This window comes from Streptomyces gossypii, from assembly GCF_025165795.1.
Lineage (GTDB): Bacteria > Actinomycetota > Actinomycetes > Streptomycetales > Streptomycetaceae > Streptomyces > Streptomyces gossypii.
Genome location: NZ_JAJAGO010000010.1, coordinates 243,004 through 262,028 on the forward strand (window position 1 = coordinate 243,004; position 19,025 = coordinate 262,028).

Here is a 19,025-nt window from a genome sequence, read left to right on the forward strand (position 1 = left end):
GTCCCATGGCAGGTCGTGATCCAGCCAAGATCACTCGCCCTGACTCTCCTGAACACGCTCTAGGCTGGGCACATGACCATTCCGCACCAGTACGGGCCGGGCCATGGTGGCGGTTGGCCCGGCAACGAGCTGGAGGAGACCCTCGCGGCCTCCCTCACCGTCCCCAACGCGGGCGGCCGCCTGCTGGAGGTACTCGGGCGCAGCAGCGTGTGGGTGCCGCTGCCCGAGGGGGGCGGTCCGGACAGCCCGAACCTCGACCTGCCCACCGTTGAGCTGGGCGGGGCGCCGTACGTCCCCGTGTTCAGCTCGGAGCAGCAGTTCCTCCAGGTGGTCGGCGCACACATGTCCTTCAGCGTCGCGCCGGTGAGCGAGTTCGCACGCGGACTGCCGCCCCGGGTAGGCATCGCGGTGAACCCCGAGGGCACCGTCGGGGTGCCGCTCCCGCCGGACGCGGTGGCCGAGCTGTGCCGGGCCACGCCGGGTGCCCGGGTGCCCGGGATGGCCAGTGGCGCACGGGTCAGGCTCTACGAACCGGACTGGCAGGACGAGCCGGTGGACTTCCAGAACGCCGCGGCGGGAGAGTTCGCGGCGGTGCCGACGGTGCGTACCGCCCGGCGTGCGCTGGCCAGCAGCGAGGGGGATCCGCCGGCGCTCTTCGTGGGCATAGAGCTGGACCTGCTGGATCCGGCGGCCCGGCAGTCCGCGCACGACGCGCTGGGGCGCGCGCTCGGGAGGGTGCCGGTGAAGTGGCCGGTGCAGTTGGTGCTGCTGGACGCCGCACAGGATCCGGTCGTCGAGTGGATGCGGCAGTGCGTGCGACCGTTCTTCTCACGGGAGCTGTAGTGGCTGAGAGTCACCGGGCCTCGCACGGCCGACAATTCGCCGAGTATCCGCCGAGTACACGGTGAGTACGCCACGCCCTGTCTGCCGGGACTCGTAAGCTGGTTGGATGTCCACAGGGGCACGGCCGCGTGCCCGGGCCGATCGCGTGCACGCGGGCTCGGTCGGGCCAGGCCAGGCCACCGAGTGATGACCGGCATCGCGACTGAGCGACGACTTGAAGGGGGCGGCCCACGTGAGCGCGGGTGAGAGCGTCGAACAGCTGCTGCGACAGGTGTCGCCCAGCCGGTACGACGTCTACGAGGCACTGCTGCACACCCTCGCCGAGGCCCGGCTCTGGATGCTGCTCTGGAACGGGCAGGCCGGCTCCCCGGACGCGCAGTACGGGAACATGGAGGTCGCGGGCCACGGCTACGCCCCCTGTGTGACCTCGGCGCAGGAGCTGGCGGCCTCCGGATGGAACCGCGCACACGAGGTGATCGGCGGGCGGGAGATCGCGGCGGCCCTTTACCCCGACCGCTGGGGCATCTGGCTGAACCCGCACTCGCCCGGCGGGGGAGTGGGCGTCCCCTGGCTCGATCTGCGGCGCATCGTCTCCGGCCTCGACCGGCTGCCCGCCGGGCCCCTGCGGATTTCCGAACCATCCCTGGAGCTTTCGCAGTTCTATGCCCTGCTGATCCACAACGCCCACCGCACCCCGGCGGTGCGTTCGCTGCGCCGGGCCTGGGTGCAGCCCGCGCTGGGCTCGCCGTATCTGGCGATCGGCCTGGATCTCTATGACACCGGCCAGCCGTCCGTCGACTCCGTACGGTTGATGATGCAGCAGTCGATCGGCGCGGTGCCGGAGGGCCTGCCGGTGTCCAGTGTCGCCATGTCGGACGACCACGATCCGGTCACGATGTGGCTCCGCGCCCGCGCGCGGCCCTTCTTCGACCGGGACGCGCACGCCGGTGCGGTCCACGGAGTGGCGCCGGGCTACGGGTACGGTTACCCGCGCGCATACTGATCAGGCGTGGTCAACGGTGACCAGAGCGTCTTGGCCCTCATGATCAAGGCGGACAGATACGGACTTTATCGTCAGTTTTTCACCGCTTATTAAAGATCTCCGTCCGTATAACGGAAACCCCCTGAAGACATCACAGTTGCGCATCCATTCACCGGGAGGTCTGGCGAGTGATCGTGAGCGCGATGAAGACTCCCGACCCATGGGCCGTCGGCCTTTTGTACGAACTGCAGGGAACTAGCCGCTACAGCGGCGGGCGTGGGCCGGCCACCGCCGGCCGAGAGGGGTCCTCACCACGATGACGGCACCATTGCACGACACGGTTCCGGCCGAGACCGCGGACGCCGATGTCGCCGCTCGCGTGGCGAAGGACGCGGTGGAAGGCCGCTCGCTGGGCCGCATCGCGTGGACAAGGTTGAAACGCGACAAGCTGGCGGTAGCCGGCGGAGTGGTGGTCCTGAGCCTGATCCTGGTCGCGATCTTCGCGCCACTGATCACCAGCCTCGTCGGCCAGGAGCCGAACGAGTATCACCAGGACCTGATCGACCCGCTCTTCGGCACTCCGACCGGCTCGCTGGGCGGCATCAGCTCCGACCACCTGCTCGGTGTCGAGCCGGTCAACGGCCGCGACGTGTTCGCCCGGATCGTCTACGGCGCCCGGATCTCGCTGCTCGTCGGCTTCCTCTCCGCGATGGTCGCGGTCGTCCTCGGCACCGTCCTCGGCATCCTGGCGGGCTACTTCGGCGGCTGGCTCGACGCCCTGATCAGCCGGACCATGGACATGCTGCTGGCCTTCCCGCAGCTGCTCTTCATCATTTCGCTGATCGCGGTGATGCCCAACAAGCTGCTGGGCCTGGAGGGCACCGGGGTCCGCCTGCTGGTGATGATCCTGGTGATCGGCTTCTTCGGCTGGCCCTACATCGGCCGGATCGTGCGTGGCCAGACGCTGTCGCTCCGCGAACGCGAGTACGTCGAAGCGGCCCGCAGCCTCGGCGCGGGCAGGCGCTACATCCTGTTCAAGGAACTGCTTCCCAACCTGATCGCGCCGATCACCGTCTACACGACGCTGATGATCCCCACCAACATCCTCACCGAGGCGGCCCTCAGCTTCCTCGGGGCCGGTGTCAAACCACCGACCGCCTCCTGGGGCCAGATGCTCAATACCGCGGTCCGGTATTACCAGGAGGATCCGATGTACATGGTGGTACCAGGCGTCGCGATCTTCATCACCGTGCTTGCCTTCAACCTCTTCGGCGACGGCGTACGCGACGCGCTCGACCCGAAGGGCACCCGCTGACCCCCTCAATGCCCTACCCCGGCCCGGCGCTACGTCCGGTCCGTGACAACTCGGAGGATGCGACATCGTGAGATCTCTAGGCACATCGAGGCGCCGAAGCGCCGCGGCGTCAGCCGTAGTAGTCGCGGCCCTGCTGACCACAGCGGCATGCGGCGGCGGCGACAGCGACAACGGCGACGGTGACGGCGGCGGAAAAGGCACCGGCTTCAACGCGGCGGTCGACAAGGTCGCCAACCCGTCGGACAAGAAGGGCGGCACGCTGAAGTTCATCGGCGTGCAGGACGCCGACTCCTGGGACACCACCCGGGGTTACTACGGCTTCGCCTGGAACTTCATGCGCTACTACTCGCGCCAGCTGGTGACGCCCGCGGCGGTGCCGGGCGAGGGCGGCCTGGAGCTGAAGCCGGACCTGGCCAAGAGCACGGCGAAGGTCAGCGAAGACGGCAAGACCTACACGTACGAGCTCAAGGACGGCATCACCTGGCAGGATGGCAAGCCCATCACGGCCCAGGACATCAAGTACGGCATCGAGCGCCAGTGGGCACAGGACGTGCTCTCCGGCGGACCGGTCCACGTGAAGAACACCCTGGACCCCGAGGGCAAGTACAAGGGCCCCTACAAGGACCCGGGTGGCCTCGACGCGATCCAGACGCCGGACGACAAGACGATCGTCTTCAAGCTGCCCAAGGCGAACAGCGACTTCGAGCAGATGCTCTCGATGACCTCCTCGTCGCCGGTTCCCAAGGCCAAGGACACCAAGTCGAAGTACGGCCTGTCGCCGTTCTCGAGCGGCCCGTACAAGTTCAAGGAGTACTCGCCGAACAAGAAGCTGGTGCTCGTCCGCAACGAGAACTGGAAGCGCTCCACGGACACCGTCCGCAAGGCACTTCCGGGCAAGATCACGGTCACCCTGATCTCCAACCCCGATGAGCTGGACAAGCGGCTCATCAGCGGTGACTACGACGTCGACCTCAACGCCACCGGCCTCAGCCCGGCCGGCCGCGCCTCCGCTCTGAAGGAGCACAAGGGGAACGTCGACAACCCGGAGACCGGCTTCATCCGCTACGCGGCGTTCCCGCAGTCGGTCAAGCCGTTCGACGACATCCACTGCCGCAAGGCGGCCATATACGGTTCGGATCACAAGTCGATCCAGACCGCGCGTGGCGGCCCGATGGGCGGCGGGGACATCGGCACCAACATGCTGCCGCCCGTGGTCCCGGGCTCCGACACCTCCTACGACCCGTACGGTCTGGCCAAGAACGACGGCGCGGCCAACGTGGAGAAGGCCAAGGAGGAGCTCAAGAAGTGCGGTAAGCCGAACGGCTTCAAGACCACCATCGCCGTCCGCAACAACAAGGACGTCGAGGTCGACACCGCCGAGGCGATGCAGGCGTCGCTGAAGAAGGTCGGCATCGAGGCCCAGATCGACGAGTACGACGGCGCGCAGATCGCCGGCATCGTCGGTAACCCGAAGGTCGTCAAGAAGAAGAACTACGGCATCATCGTGATGGGCTGGGGCCCGGACTTCAACTCGGTCCAGGGTTACGGCAAGCCGCTGTGGCACAGCGTCAACATCCTGCCCAACGGCAACAACAACTTCTCCGAGATCGACGAGCCGAAGATCGACAAGGCGTTCGAGAAGTTCGAGGCCGAGCTGGACGAGGACAAGGCGGCGGAGATCGCCTCCTCGATCAACAAGCAGGTGATGGAGGGCGCGTACTACCTGCCCTTCACCTTCGAGAAGATGCTCACCTGGCGCTCGAGCCGACTGACCAACGCCTACTCCACCTACGCCTACAGCGGGCAGTACGACTACGCCTCGCTGGGCGTGAAGTAACCGACCGCCGGCACACCCGCCAATAGGCACGAAGGGCAGGTGAGGGCCGCGGCGGTGGCCCGGGCACCTCTGGACGATCTCCGGAGGTGCCCGGGCCCCCGCAGGGCCGAGAGCAGTGCTCACATACCTGATCAGGCGGCTGTTCGCCGCCGCAGTGATGCTGGTCGTCATCGTTCTGGTGGTCTTCAGCATCTTCTTCCTGATTCCCAAGTGGACCGGTGTGGACCCGGCCACGATGTATGTCGGGAAGGCGTCCGACGCAGCGGCACTGGAAGGCATTCGACAGAAACTCGGCCTGGACGACCCGATCCTTGTCCAGCTCTTCGAGTTCTTCAAGGCAATCTTCGTCGGCCGTGACTACACAAGCGCCGGGTCGACGACCAGGTGCGACGCGCCCTGCTTCGGGTACTCCTTCAAGACCGAGCAGGCAATCTGGCCCGTGCTGACCGACCGCTTCCCGGTCACCTTCGGCCTGGCCATCGGCGCGGCCGTCATCTGGCTGATCATCGGGCTCACCGCCGGAGTGCTCTCCGCCCTCCGCCGCGGCAGCATCTGGGACCGCGCGTCGATGACCGTCGCCCTCGCGGGCGTCTCGCTGCCGATCTACTTCACCGGTCTGATCTCCCTCGCGATCTTCTCCTACGGGCTCGGCTGGGTCAGTAACGAGTACACGCCGATCGAGGAGAGTTTCCCCGACTGGTTCAGCGGGATGATCCTGCCCTGGGTGACGCTGGCGTTCCTCTTCGGCGCCATGTACGCCCGGCTCACCAGAGCCACGATGCTGGAAGTCATGGGTGAGGACTACATCCGTACGGCGCGGGCCAAGGGCGTACGGGAGATGGTCGTCATCCGCAAGCACGCGATGCGCTCCACCATGACCCCGATCATCACCCTGCTGGGTGTGGATCTGGGCATGCTGATGGGCAACGCGATCCTGACGGAGACGACGTTCTCCCTTCCCGGCCTCGGTCAGGCGGTACTCAAGGCGATCGGCGAGCGCGACCTGCCGGTGATCCTCGGAGTCACCCTGATCACGGCCACCGCTGTGGTTGTCGCGAACCTCGTCGTGGACATTCTCTACAGCGTGATCGACCCCCGAGTGAGGCTCGCATGACAGACCTCAGCAAGACCGACGCGGCCGTCGCCGAGCCGGCGGCCGCGGGCTCGCCCGCACCGAGCGCGTTCCTCGAAGTCCGGGACCTGAAGATCCACTTCCCGACCGACGACGGTGTCGTCAAGTCCGTCGACGGCCTCTCCTTCCAACTGGAGAAGGGCAAGACGCTCGGCATCGTGGGCGAGTCGGGCTCGGGCAAGTCGGTCACCTCGCTCGGCATCATGGGCCTGCACACGGTGGGCCAGTACGGCCGCCAGAAGGCGAAGATCTCCGGTGAGATCTGGCTCGAGGGCAAGGAGCTGCTGACTGCCGACGCCAACGAGGTGCGCAGGCTGCGCGGCCGCGAGATGGCGATGATCTTCCAGGACCCGCTGTCGGCCCTGCACCCGTACTTCACCATCGGCAAGCAGATCATCGAGGCTTACCGGATCCACCACGACGTCGACAAGAAGGTGGCTCGCAAGCGGGCCATCGAGATGCTCGACCGGGTCGGCATCCCGCAGCCGAACCAGCGGGTGGACAGCTATCCGCACGAGTTCTCGGGGGGTATGCGGCAGCGCGCGATGATCGCCATGTCGCTGGTCAACAACCCCGAGCTGCTGATCGCGGACGAGCCGACGACCGCCCTGGACGTCACCGTCCAGGCGCAGATCCTGGACTTGATCCGGGATCTGCAGAAGGAGTTCGGCTCCGCGGTCATCGTCATCACCCACGACCTGGGCGTCGTCGCCGAGCTGGCCGACGACATCCTGGTGATGTACGGCGGCCGGTGCGTAGAGCGGGGCACGGCCGACAAGGTCTTCTACGAGCCGAAGCACCCCTACACCTGGGGCCTGCTCGGCTCGATGCCCCGCATAGACCGGGAGCGGACGGAGCGTCTCAACCCGGTCAAGGGTTCCCCGCCCAGTCTGATCAACATCCCGGACGGCTGTGCCTTCAATCCGCGCTGCCCGTACGCGGACATCCCCAAGGGCGACATCACCCGCACCGAGCGTCCCGAACTGCGAGAGGTGCAGAGCGGGCACTACTCCGCCTGCCATCTGCCGCGCGAGGACCGGGAACGCCTCTGGAACGAAGAGATTGCGCCGAAGCTGTGAGCGAGGACGAGCAGATGACCAACCCCGAAGGGGCGGGCAAGGCTGCCTCCGACACCGCTGCCTCTGACAAGACCGCCTCTGGCAAGACCGCCCAGGACAAGACCGCCCAGGACAAGACCGCCCTGGACAAGGCGGTCCCCCTGGACAAGGCGGCTCTTGTCGAGGAGGACCGGGAGCAGGCTGAGGTCCTGCTCCGGGTGAGTGGTCTCACCAAGCACTTCCCCATCACCAAGGGTGTGCTCAAGCGCCAGGTGGGGGCGGTCAAGGCCGTCGACGGCATCGACTTCGAGGTGCGGTCCGGTGAGACTCTTGGCGTCGTCGGTGAATCGGGCTGCGGCAAGTCGACGATGGGCAGGCTCGTCACCCGGCTGCTGGAGCCCTCGGCGGGACAGATCGATTTCGAGGGTCGCGACATCACCCATCTCGGTACCGCGGCCATGCGGCCGCTGCGCCGCGACATTCAGATGATCTTCCAGGACCCGTACTCCTCGCTGAACCCACGGCACCCCGTCGGCGCGATCGTCAGCGCACCCTTCAAGCTCCAGGGTGTGCAGCCCGAGGGCGGCGTGAAGAAGGAGGTGCAGCGGCTCCTGGAGGTCGTCGGGCTCAACCCCGAGCACTACAACCGCTACCCGCACGAGTTCTCCGGCGGCCAGCGGCAGCGCATCGGCATCGCCCGTGCACTGGCGCTCAGGCCCAAGCTGGTGGTGGCGGACGAACCGGTCTCCGCGCTGGACGTCTCCATCCAGGCCCAGGTCGTCAACCTGCTGGACGACCTCCAGCAGGAGATGGGCCTGACCTATGTGATCATCGCCCACGACCTGTCGGTGATCCGCCATGTCTCGGACCGGATCGCGGTCATGTACCTCGGCAAGGTCGTCGAGCTGACGGACCGGCAGTCGCTGTACACCTCGTCGATGCACCCGTACAGCCGTGCGCTGCTCTCCGCGGTACCGGTGCCCGACCCCCGGGGGAAGGCCGCGCGTGGCAGCGAGCGGATCCTGCTGGAGGGCGATGTTCCCTCGCCGGTCAAGCCCCCGTCGGGCTGCCGCTTCCACACCCGCTGCTGGAAGGCCACCCGGGTCTGCAAGACCCTGGAGCCCCCCATGCTGGAGCTGCGTACCGGGCACCAGGTGGCCTGCCACCACCCGGAGGACCACGAGGACCTGCACCCCGAGGACACCGAACTGCTGACCGCTGCGGAGAAGTCCGCCGAGCACCTGCAGGTCAAGGAGACGGAGCTGGAGCGGCCCGGCCAGGAGGCCGTGGCCAAGAGCTGAGCCCCCGGCCGCTCGGACTCCCCGTACGGCGCCCTCCGGGGCGCGCGGTGCGGGGAGTTCTCGCGTCTGTACGGTCCGGGCGCGGGCCAGTCCGGGCTCAGCTCAGAAGGGGAAGCTGCTCCGCCCGTGCTGGACGGAGATCCACCGCTGGGTGGTGAAGGCCTCCACCATCGCGTCGCCGTTCAGCCGCCCCATGCCGGAGTTCTGCTCCCCGCCGAAGGGGACGATGGGCTCGTCGTGGACGGTGCCGTCGTTGATGTGGAACATCCCCGTGTCCACCTGCCGGGCGATCGCCAGTCCGCGCTGGATGTCCGCGGTGTGCACCGCGCCGCCGAGTCCGTACGGTGTGTCGTTGGTGATCCGCACCGCGTCCTGCACCTCGTCGAAGGGCAGCAGGATCGCCACCGGGCCGAAGATGTCCTGCCGCAGCACAGCTGATTGCGTGGGCACGTCGGTGAGGATGGTCGGCTCCACCAGACAGCCGTCGGTACGCCCCCGCAGCAGCGCGGTGGCACCCTCGCGCAGCGCCTGGTCGGCGGCGGCCGTCACCGCCTCGGCCTGGGAGGAGTTGATCAGCGGGCCGATCTGGGTGGCGGGGTCCTTGGGGTCGCCGACCTTGAGCGCGCGGACGCGGGCGACGAACTTGTCGGTGAACTCCTCGGCCACCCCCCGCTGCACCAGGATCCGGTTGGCGGCCATGCATGCCTGGCCCTGGTTGACGAACCGGCTGAAGACGGTGGCGTCCACCGCGTAGTCGATGTCGGCGTCGTCCAGCACGATCAGGGCGCTGTTGCCGCCCAGTTCCATGATCGGCCGCTTGAAGTTCGCGGTGGCGACGGTGGCGACATGGCGCCCCGTGCGGTCCGAGCCGGTGAAGGATATGACCTTCGGCACGGGGTGTTCGAGCAGGATGTCCCCGACCTCGGCGATGTCGGTGATCACGACGTTCAGCACGCCGGGCGGCAGTCCCGCCTCCTCGAAGAGGTGGGCCAGCAGCGTGCCGCCGGTGATCGGGGTGGTCTGGTGCGGCTTGAGCACCACCCCGTTGCCCAGGGCGAGGGCCGCGGCCACCGACTTGATGGAGAGCAGGAACGGGAAGTTGAAGGGGCTGACGACGGCGACCACGCCCACCGGTACGCAGTGGAGGTGGTTCTCCTTGCCGTCCGTCAGCGAGGGAAGTATTCGCGCGGTGGGGCGCATCGCCAGCGCGATCGACTCGCGCAGGAACTCCTTGGCGAGCTGCAGTTCGAGTTCGGCCTTGATGTGGGTGCTGCCCGCTTCGCGGATGATCGCGTCCCGCAGCTCCTGCTCCCGGTCGTCGATCATCCGGATGACGCGCTCGAAGACCACACGGCGGGCGTAACCGCCGCAGTCGGCCCATGCGGGCTGGGCACGCTCGGAGGCGCGGAACGCCTGGTCCACCTCCTCCACCGTGGCCACCGTGACGGCGGCGAGCTTGTCGCCGCTGTACGGGTCGAAGTCGATGATGTCCCAGGACCCGGAGCCCGGCCGCCACTCACCGGCGATGTACTGCAAGGTCAGCTCCGAGAAAAACGACATGGCTTGCCTCTCCGTCGAGCGCACAGCTGTAGAGCACACTGCACAGGTCCTGTCGTGATGTCCCATGTTACGTATGGGGAAGGGGTGTTGGCCCCGTTTCGGGACGAAGACCAGGGGCCTGTGCGGCACCTGCCGCCGGCGTGCCGGCAGTGGCGGCATCAGGCGCAGCCGTCTCCTCCCGGCTGGGGCGGGGCAACAGCTCCTCCGGGCTCAGGCAGGATCCGGCACAGTGCGTCCAGGGCCGCGCCGTAGGCGTGGTCCGGCGGGGCCGCGTAACCGACGACCAGGCCGTCGGCGCCGCACCCCGCCGCGTCCGGATGCCGGAAGTCGGCGAGGGCGTCCACGGCGAGGCCCCGCCGGGCGGCGGCCTCGGCAGTGGCGCGCTCGGTGCCCGGCGGCAGCCGCAGTACGGCGTGCAGGCCGGCGGCGACGCCCGTGGGGGCGATGTGCGGAGCGCGGGCGACGAGGGCGGCGACGAGCTGGTCGCGCCGCGACCGGTAGCGCTGGCGGGTACGGCGCACGTGGCGGTCGTAGTAGCCGGAGTCGATGAACTCGGCAAGCGTGAGCTGGTCCAGCACCCCGGCCCACCCCTCCCGTTCACCCTTGGCCGCCAGCACGGGGCCCACGAGGTGCTCGGGCAGCACCATCCAGCCCAGGCGCATAGCGGGGGAGAGGCTCTTGCTGACCGAGCCCAGATACAGCACGCGCTCCGGGTCCAGCCCCTGCACGGCGCCGACGGGCTTGCGGTCGTAGCGGAACTCCCCGTCGTAGTCGTCCTCCAGGAGCAGCCCGTCGTGCGCGCGGGCCCAGTCGACGACGGCCGTACGCCGGGGCGCGGACAGCGGCCCGCCCGTCGGGAACTGATGGGCCGGAGTGAGCAGCGCCGCCCGCGCGCCCGGCGCGCTCGCCAGCTCCCCGACACGGGCACCGTCCTGGTCGACGGTGAGCGGCACCGTGCGGACACCGGCGGCGGCCAGCAGCGAGCGGTGGAAGCCGAGCCCGTACGCCTCCACGCCCAGTGGGCCGCGCAGTACCCCGCCGCCGAACAGCAGCCGCATGGCGTGGGCGACGCCGGAGCAGACGACGATCCGCTCCGGCGCCGTACGCACCCCTCGGACCCGCGTCAGATAGGCGGCCAGCGCCTGCCGCAGCTCGGTGCGGCCCTGCGGGTCGCCCGGCCCGAACGCCTCGTGGGGCGCGGCGTTGAGCGCCCGACGGGCGGCGGCGAGCCAGTCGGCGCGCGGGAAGGAGGCGGCGTCCGGCAGGCCCTGGCGCAGGTTGTGCGCGGGCGGGGCAGCCGGGCGGGCCGGGTGAGCCGCTGGCTTCTTCGGTACGCCACCCGTGCGGAGTGGCACGGCGCGGTCCGCCACGCGGGTGCCGGAGCCCTGCCGGGCGGTCAGCCAGCCCTCGGCGACCAGCTCCGCGTACGCCCCGGCGACGGTGTTGCGGGCCAGGCCGAGATCGGCGGCGAGCGATCGGTACGGCGGCAGCCGGGTGCCGGCGGCCAGCCGGCCCTCCCGGACGGCGCCGCGCAGCGCGCGGATCAGGGCAGCACGGCGACCGCCCGTACCGGACAGCTCCAGATGCAGATCACGGCCGATCCGCTCCGCTGTATTGACCCATGAATCCGTCATGAAAATGCACCCCTCGCAAGGTCTATCACGGCCGTAGCGTCGTACTCATGACGATCGACAGCCACACCACCGATGCCTCCGTATCCGCCTCCTCTGCTGCCGTCGCCCAGCCCACCGCCCCGGTGCTGGTGCGCGCCGCCGATGCCGAGGTACTCGCCGACGGCCCCACCAGCCTCATCACCCTGCTCGCCGACTCCGGCGCCACCGGCGGCGCCCTGACCGCCAACCGGGCCACGTTCCAGCAGGGATCCCCCGGAGCACCCGCCCACTTCCACACCCGGGCCGGCGAGATGTTCCTCGTGCTCGACGGCTCGTTGCGGATCCTCTCCGGAGAGCAGGTGCACACCCTGGGGGTGGGCGACTTCCTGTTCGTCCCGCCGATGGTGCCGCACGCCTTCGCGCCCGCGCCGGGTCGTACCGCCGAGGCGCTGGTGGTCTTCACGCCGGGCATGGCCCGGTTCGACTACTACCGGCTGCTGGAGCGCGTACACCACGGCGAGGCCACCTTCCAGGACGTCCGCGGCTCCTCGGAGCACTACGACAACCACTATGTGGACAGCGCCGTCTGGCGCGACGCACTCGCCGAGAACGGCCCGGCAGCCCTGTCTACCCGACAGTAATAAAGTCGGTGTAGCGTGCTGTCCATGCATGCCGCCACTCTCAGCGAGTTCGACCGCGACACCGCCGTACGCCGACGCGAGCCGGGCGTCTACGACGCGGATCTCTCTGCCGGGTGGGCGATAGGGCACGCGCTCAACGGCGGCTATCTGCTCGGCGTCCTGGGCCGTGCCCTCGCCGACGCGCTGCCCCACCCCGACCCGTTCAGCATCAGTGCCCACTACCTGACCGCGACCGTTGCCGGACCGGCCGTCATCCGTACGGACACCGCCCGCACCGGCCGCAGCCTCTCCACCGGCTCCGCCTCGCTCTTCCAGACGGACGCGGACGGCACCGAAGTCGAGCGGGTCCGCGTGCTGGCGACGTACGGCGCGCTGGACGCGCTGCCGGACGACGTCCGCACCAGCGCCAAGCCCCCGCAGATCCCGCCGTACGAACACTGCTTCGGCACCGAGCACGACCCGAGCGGAGCCGACACCCCGGCGATCGCCGCACGTCTCGACATGCGGCTCGACCCGGCCACGGTCGGCTGGGCGCTGGGCAAGCCCTCCGGGAGGGGCGAGGTGCGTGCCTGGTTCGGGCTGGCCGACGGGCGGGCGCCGGACCCGCTCGCCCTGCTGCTGGCTGTCGACTCGCTGCCGCCCACCGCCTTCGACCTGGGGCTGGGCGGTTGGGTGCCGACCGTCGAACTGACGGTCCACGTACGGGCGTTCCCGGCTCCCGGCCCGCTGCGGGTTGCCCTCAGCACCCGCAATCTGGCGGGCGGGTTCCTGGAGGAGGACGCCGAGGTCTGGGACTCGGCGGACCGACTTGTCGCCCAGTCCCGGCAGTTGGCCCGCCCGCTGCGCGACGGGTCCTGAAACCGGTCCTCTTCACCGGCGCTGTTCACCGGCGCTGCTCGGCGGGCCTCCGGGCAGGGGCCCACCCCGGGTCGCGGCCGAGGAGGGCGAGAGTGCGGTCCAGCAGCGGGGCATCGGCCGCTACGGGCAGCGACGGGGCGAAGGCCGTGCCCGGCGTCTGGCGCGACTCGCCGTCGGGCACCTGTGCCGCGACGCGCAGCGCCGCCTCCAGCACGTTCTCGGGGAAGTCGACTGTGCGGCCCAGCGCGGCGGCTGCGTCCCAGGAGTGCACGACGTAGTCGATGAAGTGGAAGCCCACTGCGGTGCCGGCGGGGAAAGAGCCGGTGGGGCGGATCTCAGGGAGCCAGAACTCCCTTTGGAGCAGCCCCGGTTCGCCGAACGCGTCGAGTGCGTCCTGCGCCGAGGCGCGGTAGACCTCGCCCGGTGAGGCGCCGAGCGCTGCGTCCTGCCAGACCTCGAGATCGGCCCTCTCACCCCGGGCAGCAGCCGCGAACCCACGGTGCTGGCCCGCCATATGGGAGACGAGGCCACGCAGCGTCCATTCGCGGCAGGGGGTGGGGCGGTCCCAGTCCGCGGCCCGCGCGGCCGAGACGATCCGCAGGGACTCCCGTACGGCGATCCGGTCGAGTTCGACGATGTCCATGGGGTGCCCTTCCGCGGCGGGGGGTTCACACGGCAGCAGCTGCCTGTCGATCAGCTCGTCCAGTTCGCGCTTGAAGTGTGCGTTCGGTCCGCCCCGGAGGACGCTTCCGGTTCCGGCGCCGCTCTCGTAAGGGTGAGGCATCTGCTCCTCCTCGGTGGCACTGTTCGGCCTTGAAAAGTGTGCGAACGATCGTGCTACTTTATCACTCATCACGATCCCGGAACACGCCCGCGCATCCGCGCCCCACCCGGAGGAGCCCCAAGATGGATCCCGCCAAAGCACTCGTTCGTACGGCCCTCAACGGCACGTCCCTGGTGACGCCGCGGCTCGCGGGCTACGGAGCCTCCCGCCTCTTCCCGCTGGCACTGGCCCGCAGCGCGGTACGGCCCGCCGAGGCCCGGTTGCTGGCCGAGGCGACGACAGGGCGGCTGCGGCTGGGCGGCCGGGAGGTGGTGACCCATCGATGGGGGAGCGGGGAACGGCCAGTGCTGCTCGTGCACGGCTGGCGATCGCGGGGCTCACGCATGACGGCCTTCGTGCCCGGTCTGCTGCAGGCGGGCTACAGCCCCCTCACCTTCGACGCCCCCGGGCACGGCGCCTCCACCGGCCGCGGCACCACCGTCCTCGACTACCAGGAGATCATCGGTCGGCTGCACGGGCGGTACGGGGACTTCGAGGCCATCGTGGCGCACTCGCTCGGAGTCCTGGGCACCTTCAGGGCGCTGCACTCCGGCGTGCACGCCGCGCGGGTCGTCGCCCTCAGCGGCGTCGCCGAATTCGGCTTTCTCGCCGACGAGTTCTGCGCGATCCTGCGCCTGCGCCCACGGATCGGGACGGAGCTGCGCCGCCAGATCGAAACCCGGCTCTTCCCCGGTGAGCCGGACATATGGACCCGCTTCTCGGCTACCTACCAGCCCGAGGCGACGCACGCCCGCCTGCTGCTGATTCATGACGCCGACGACGACACGGTGCACTTCGAGCAGTCCCGCAGAATGCTACTGGCGTACGGCGACACCCGCGCCCGCCTCATCACCACGCACGGCCTCGGGCACCGCCGCATCCTCGGTGATCCCGAAGTCCTCGGCGCGGCCCTGGAGTTCATCGGCCCCGCAGCCGTCCTCTCGGGCTCTGAGGCCGCAGCCAACCGACCCTAGGGCTGTGGCAGCAGTGACGCGTCGGTGGCGCAGCCGGTCAGCCGACTGCGGATCGCCGCGCGGGCCCGCCCGTACGAGGCGGGGTCGTCGTGCAGGACGGAGTCGGCGTTCGCCGTCTCCAGAAAGGCGAGGATCTCGAAGGCGAGCTGGGCCACCTCGGTGTCCGGCCCGACCTCACCGGCCTCCCGCGCCTCCTCGATCGTCTGCTCGATGTAGGCGATCCACTCCCGGCGGGCCGTGGCGATCGCGTCCCGCACCGGGCCCTGGCGGGCGTCGAACTCGGCCGAGACGGAGTGGAAGAAGCAGCCACCCGGGAAGACCCGCTCCTCCGAGTAGCGGATCCAGCTCTCCGCCAGCGTCAGCACCCGGCCGATGCCGGGCGGTTCCTCCTGCGCGGGCTGCACCACATGCTGGACGTACACCCGCTTCGCCGCACGGACCGTCGCGAGCTGAAGCTCCTCCTTGGAGCCGAAGAGCGCGAAGACACCGCTCTTGCTCAGCTTCAGCTCACCCGCGAGCCGCCCCAGGGACAGCCCTGCCAGCCCCTCCACCGAGGCGATGTCGACCGTCCTGCGCAGGATCAGCTGGCGCGTCTGGTTCCCGCGCTCGACCCGGCGGTCCGTACGGGCGGCCTCCGCCGGTACCGGTGTGCCTGTGTCCGTCATCCGGCGGTGTCCCTTCCCCGTCTGCCCGCGTCCGCTCCGGCCTCGCGCCTCACACTCCGGACTGGGAGGCCAGCGGCCTGGTCCGCTCCGTCGTCGCGATCGTCGCCGAACCGACGACACGGGTGCCGTCGTAGAGCACGATCGCCTGGCCGGGCGCCACCCCGCGCATCGGCTCCGCGAAGCGCACCCGCAACTCGTCCTCACCCGGCTCGGCGATGACCTCGATCTCGCCGCCGTGCGCGCGGATCTGGGCCGTGTAGCGGCCGGGCGCGGCCGGGGCCGTGCCGCACCAGCGCGGCCGGACGGCGGTGAGGGCCGAGACGTCGAGAGACTCGGCGGGGCCGACGGTCACGGTGTTGTCCACCGGTGAGATGTCCAGCACGTAGCGCGGCTTGCCGTCCGGCGCCGGGTGCCCGATGCGCAGCCCCTTGCGCTGGCCGATGGTGAAGCCGTGCGCGCCGTCGTGGGTGCCCAGGCTGGCGCCCGACTCGTCCAGGATCTCGCCCTCCGAGCTGCCCAGGCGATCCGCCAGGAACCCCTGGGTGTCGCCGTCGGCGATGAAGCAGATGTCGTGGCTGTCCGGCTTGCGGGCCACCGCCAGCCCGCGCTGCTCCGCCTCGGCCCGGATCTCGTCCTTGGTGGTGAGCGTGTCACCGAGCGGGAACACCGCGTGCGCCAGCTGCCGCTGGTCGAGCACCCCGAGCACATAGCTCTGGTCCTTGGCCTCGTCGCTCGCCCGGTGCAGCTCGCGGGCCCCGTCGGCACCCCGTACCACGGTGGCGTAGTGGCCCGTGCACACCGCGTCGAAGCCGAGTGCCAGCGCCTTGTCGAGCAGCGCCGCGAACTTGATCTTCTCGTTGCAGCGAAGACAGGGATTGGGCGTGCGCCCCGCCTCGTACTCGGCGACGAAATCCTCCACCACGTCCTCGCGGAAGCGCTCGGCGAGATCCCAGACGTAGAAGGGGATGCCGATCACGTCGGCGGCGCGGCGGGCGTCATGAGAATCCTCGACCGTGCAGCAGCCGCGGGCGCCCGTACGGAAGGACTGCGGGTTGGCGGAGAGCGCGAGATGCACGCCCGTCACGTCATGGCCCGCCGCGGCGGCCCGGGCGGCGGCGACGGCGGAGTCGACCCCGCCGGACATGGCGGCGAGGACACGGAGGCGGGTGGCGGGCTCGGGCGGCACGGCGGCGGGAGTGGCATCCATAACCCCTCCAGAGTACGGTGCCGCGCTTCTCTTCTCCGGTACGCCCGTGAGCGGGGCCGGTGCCGTGCTCCTCGCCGGGGAACCGGAGACCGCACCGTGCGCGTTGTTCCGTCGCCGGACCGGAGAGCACCGGAGGCAGGCGAGCACACGCGACGGGAGACACGTGCGGCACCAGACGCGGCCCCAACCGGAGGAACCAGGACCGGAGGAACCAGGACCGACGGGGTCCGGGCCGGGGGAAGCAGGGGTGCGGGACGGGGCGGGCGGGTCGTCGGCCGCACCGGGCGGAGCGCCTGCCGGAAGGCGCGGCGGCGGCACCGCGCGCGACGGCAGCGGTGGCGTCAGCAGGCGTGCTCTGCTGATCGGCGGCGGCAGCGCCGCGGCCCTCGCCGTTGCCGGGTACGCGGCGCGGGACGCGCTCTCGCGCTGGTGGTGGCGGCTGCCGGGGAATGAGAAGCCGCGGACGCCCGGCGCCGTCGACTACCGGACCGCCCAGTGGGTGGCAGCTGACGGCGCGAACTGGCGGCGGGCCGACCGCCCGGACGACTTCACCATCGACCGGATCGTCATCCACGTCATCCAGGGCAGCTACGCGATCGCGCTCAAGGTCTTCCAGGACCCTGCGCACGGCGCGGCGGCGCACTACGTGGTGCGCACCGGGGACGGACAGGTCGCGCAGATGGTCCGGGAACTGGATGTCGCCTACCACGCGGGTAACCGGGACTACAACCAGCGCAGCATCGGCATCGAGCACGAGGGATTCGTCGACCAGCCGGAGGACTTCACCGGTCCCATGTACGCGGCCTCGGCGAAACTGGCGGCGGACATCTGCGAGCGGTACGGCTTCCCCGCCGACCGGGAGCACATCATCGGGCACCATGAGGTCCCGGGCGCGGACCACACGGACCCGGGGCCCCACTGGGACTGGGAGCGCTATCTGGCTCTCGTGCGGGCGGAGCTGAACCAGCGCCGGGAGAGCTGAGCGCCACCGACCGGGCCAGGCGAGTCAGGTCAGTCCCGCCGACCGTGCCCGGTCCACCGCCGGTCCGATGGCCTCGGCCAGCGCCGCCACCTCGGCCTCCGTGGAGGTGTGCCCGAGCGAGAACCGCAAGGTGCCGCGCGCCAGTTCCGGATCGGCTCCGGCGGCCAGCAGCACATGGCTGGGCTGTGCCACCCCCGCCGTGCAGGCTGACCCTGTCGAGCACGCGATCCCCTGCGCGTCGAGCAGGAGCAGCAGCGAGTCGCCCTCGCAGCCGGGGAAGGAGAAGTGCGCGTTGGCGGGCAACCGCCCGGCCGGATCCGGGTCGCCGTTGAGGACGGCCTCCGGCACGACCTTGCGTATGGAGTCGATCAGCGCGTCGCGCAGGCCGCCGACGTCGGCGGCGAAGCCGGCGCGCCGCTCCTCAGCCAGCCCGGCCGCCGTGGCGAACGCGGCGACGGCGGGCACGTCCAGTGTGCCGGACCGTACGTCGCGCTCCTGGCCACCGCCGTGCAGCAGGGGCGTGGGCGCGTACTCACGGCCCAGCAGCAGGGCACCCACGCCGTACGGGCCGCCGATCTTGTGGCTGGTCAGGGTGAGCGCGGCCAGTCCGGAGGCGGCGAAGTCGACGGGCAGCTGCCCGACCGCCTGCACCGCGTCCGCGTGCATCGGGATGCCGGACTCGGCGGCGACAGCCGCGAGTTCGGCGACGGGGAGAATGGTGCCGATCTCGTTGTTCGCCCACATCGCGGTGACCAGGGCCACATTCGAGGGGTCGCGGGCGATCGCCTCGCGGAGCGCCTCCGGGTGGACCCTCCCGTAGGTGTCCACCGGCAGCCACTCCACGACGGCCCCCTCGTGGTCCGCGAGCCAGTAGACCGCGTCCAGCACCGCGTGGTGCTCGACGGGGCTGGCCAGCACCCGCGTACGGGCGGGGTCGGCGGCCCGGCGCGACCAGTACAGTCCCTTGACCGCGAGATTGTCGGATTCGGTGCCGCCGCTGGTGAACACCACCTCACTGGGCCGGGCGCCGAGCGCCGCGGCGAGGGCCTCCCGGGCCTCCTCGACGGTACGGCGGGCCCGCCGCCCCGCGCCGTGCAGCGAGGAGGCATTGCCGGTGACGCCCAGGTGGGCGGTCATCGTGCGCACCGCCTCGGGGAGCATGGGCGTGGTGGCAGCGTGATCGAAGTAGGCGGAATCAGCCATGATGTTTCCGATTCTACGAGCCTTAGGGGGG

At 70.1% G+C, this 19,025-nt stretch carries 17 protein-coding genes; 11 read left to right on the forward strand and 6 right to left on the reverse strand.

Annotated features, from left to right (window positions below):
- Positions 1 to 72: 72 nt before the first annotated feature.
- The 7 genes from LHJ74_RS22165 to LHJ74_RS22195 all read left to right on the forward strand — a co-directional run bounded on the left by LHJ74_RS22165 (position 73) and on the right by LHJ74_RS22195 (position 8,468).
- Complete coding sequence (locus LHJ74_RS22165) at positions 73 to 843, forward strand: enhanced serine sensitivity protein SseB (RefSeq protein WP_260219889.1); 771 nt, start codon at positions 73 to 75, stop codon at positions 841 to 843.
- Between the two features lie 232 nt (positions 844 to 1,075).
- Positions 1,076 to 1,846, forward strand: coding sequence for an enhanced serine sensitivity protein SseB C-terminal domain-containing protein (locus LHJ74_RS22170; RefSeq protein WP_260219890.1), 771 nt, complete (start codon positions 1,076 to 1,078; stop codon positions 1,844 to 1,846).
- Positions 1,847 to 2,141: 295 nt separating this feature from the next.
- Positions 2,142 to 3,140, forward strand: coding sequence for an ABC transporter permease (locus tag LHJ74_RS22175; RefSeq protein ID WP_260219891.1), 999 nt, complete (start codon positions 2,142 to 2,144; stop codon positions 3,138 to 3,140).
- A 67-nt stretch (positions 3,141 to 3,207) separates the two neighbouring features.
- A complete protein-coding gene (locus LHJ74_RS22180; RefSeq protein WP_260219892.1) occupies positions 3,208 to 4,977 on the forward strand; it encodes an ABC transporter substrate-binding protein in 1,770 nt (589 codons plus the stop codon).
- A 115-nt stretch (positions 4,978 to 5,092) separates the two neighbouring features.
- Positions 5,093 to 6,091, forward strand: coding sequence for an ABC transporter permease (locus LHJ74_RS22185; RefSeq protein ID WP_260219893.1), 999 nt, complete (start codon positions 5,093 to 5,095; stop codon positions 6,089 to 6,091).
- Complete coding sequence (locus tag LHJ74_RS22190; protein ID WP_260219894.1) at positions 6,088 to 7,188, forward strand: ABC transporter ATP-binding protein; 1,101 nt, start codon at positions 6,088 to 6,090, stop codon at positions 7,186 to 7,188. The genes LHJ74_RS22185 and LHJ74_RS22190 overlap by 4 nt, the downstream gene beginning before the upstream one ends.
- Positions 7,125 to 8,468: an ABC transporter ATP-binding protein gene (locus tag LHJ74_RS22195; protein WP_375546803.1), complete on the forward strand. Its 1,344-nt coding sequence runs from the start codon at positions 7,125 to 7,127 to the stop codon at positions 8,466 to 8,468. Before LHJ74_RS22190 ends, LHJ74_RS22195 begins: the two co-directional genes overlap by 64 nt.
- A gap of 102 nt (positions 8,469 to 8,570) precedes the next feature.
- Here LHJ74_RS22195 and LHJ74_RS22200 read toward each other — a convergent pair whose 3' ends face one another.
- A complete protein-coding gene (locus LHJ74_RS22200) occupies positions 8,571 to 10,028 on the reverse strand; it encodes an aldehyde dehydrogenase family protein (protein ID WP_260219896.1) in 1,458 nt (485 codons plus the stop codon).
- Between the two features lie 158 nt (positions 10,029 to 10,186).
- Positions 10,187 to 11,662 (reverse strand): MocR-like pyridoxine biosynthesis transcription factor PdxR, encoded by a 1,476-nt coding sequence (pdxR, locus tag LHJ74_RS22205; protein WP_260219897.1) that lies wholly within the window; start codon positions 11,660 to 11,662, stop codon positions 10,187 to 10,189.
- Positions 11,663 to 11,709: 47 nt separating this feature from the next.
- On the opposite strand from pdxR, the gene LHJ74_RS22210 reads away from it, so the two are divergent.
- Both LHJ74_RS22210 and LHJ74_RS22215 read left to right on the forward strand, forming a co-directional pair.
- Positions 11,710 to 12,282: a cupin domain-containing protein gene (locus LHJ74_RS22210; RefSeq protein ID WP_260219898.1), complete on the forward strand. Its 573-nt coding sequence runs from the start codon at positions 11,710 to 11,712 to the stop codon at positions 12,280 to 12,282.
- A 24-nt stretch (positions 12,283 to 12,306) separates the two neighbouring features.
- A complete protein-coding gene (locus LHJ74_RS22215; RefSeq protein WP_260219899.1) occupies positions 12,307 to 13,140 on the forward strand; it encodes a thioesterase family protein in 834 nt (277 codons plus the stop codon).
- Positions 13,141 to 13,165: 25 nt separating this feature from the next.
- Here LHJ74_RS22215 and LHJ74_RS22220 read toward each other — a convergent pair whose 3' ends face one another.
- A complete protein-coding gene (locus LHJ74_RS22220; protein ID WP_260219900.1) occupies positions 13,166 to 13,924 on the reverse strand; it encodes a TIGR03086 family metal-binding protein in 759 nt (252 codons plus the stop codon).
- Between the two features lie 122 nt (positions 13,925 to 14,046).
- Between LHJ74_RS22220 and LHJ74_RS22225 the strand changes: the two genes are divergently transcribed.
- Positions 14,047 to 14,937, forward strand: a complete 891-nt coding sequence (locus LHJ74_RS22225; RefSeq protein ID WP_260219901.1) for an alpha/beta hydrolase — start codon at positions 14,047 to 14,049, stop codon at positions 14,935 to 14,937.
- On the opposite strand, the gene LHJ74_RS22230 is transcribed toward LHJ74_RS22225, so the two are convergent.
- Positions 14,934 to 15,602 carry a TetR/AcrR family transcriptional regulator gene (locus tag LHJ74_RS22230; RefSeq protein ID WP_260219902.1) on the reverse strand — a complete coding sequence of 223 codons (669 nt, stop codon included), beginning with the start codon at positions 15,600 to 15,602 and terminating at the stop codon, positions 14,934 to 14,936. The two genes, LHJ74_RS22225 and LHJ74_RS22230, sit on opposite strands and share 4 nt — an antisense overlap.
- Positions 15,603 to 15,651: 49 nt before the next feature.
- Positions 15,652 to 16,809, reverse strand: coding sequence for a tRNA 2-thiouridine(34) synthase MnmA (gene mnmA / locus LHJ74_RS22235; protein WP_260219903.1), 1,158 nt, complete (start codon positions 16,807 to 16,809; stop codon positions 15,652 to 15,654).
- A gap of 247 nt (positions 16,810 to 17,056) precedes the next feature.
- Between mnmA and LHJ74_RS22240 the strand changes: the two genes are divergently transcribed.
- A complete protein-coding gene (locus tag LHJ74_RS22240; protein WP_375546798.1) occupies positions 17,057 to 17,791 on the forward strand; it encodes an N-acetylmuramoyl-L-alanine amidase in 735 nt (244 codons plus the stop codon).
- 24 nt (positions 17,792 to 17,815) lie between these two features.
- On the opposite strand, the gene LHJ74_RS22245 is transcribed toward LHJ74_RS22240, so the two are convergent.
- Positions 17,816 to 18,994 (reverse strand): cysteine desulfurase family protein, encoded by a 1,179-nt coding sequence (locus LHJ74_RS22245; protein ID WP_260219904.1) that lies wholly within the window; start codon positions 18,992 to 18,994, stop codon positions 17,816 to 17,818.
- Between the last annotated feature and the right edge of the window lie 31 nt (positions 18,995 to 19,025).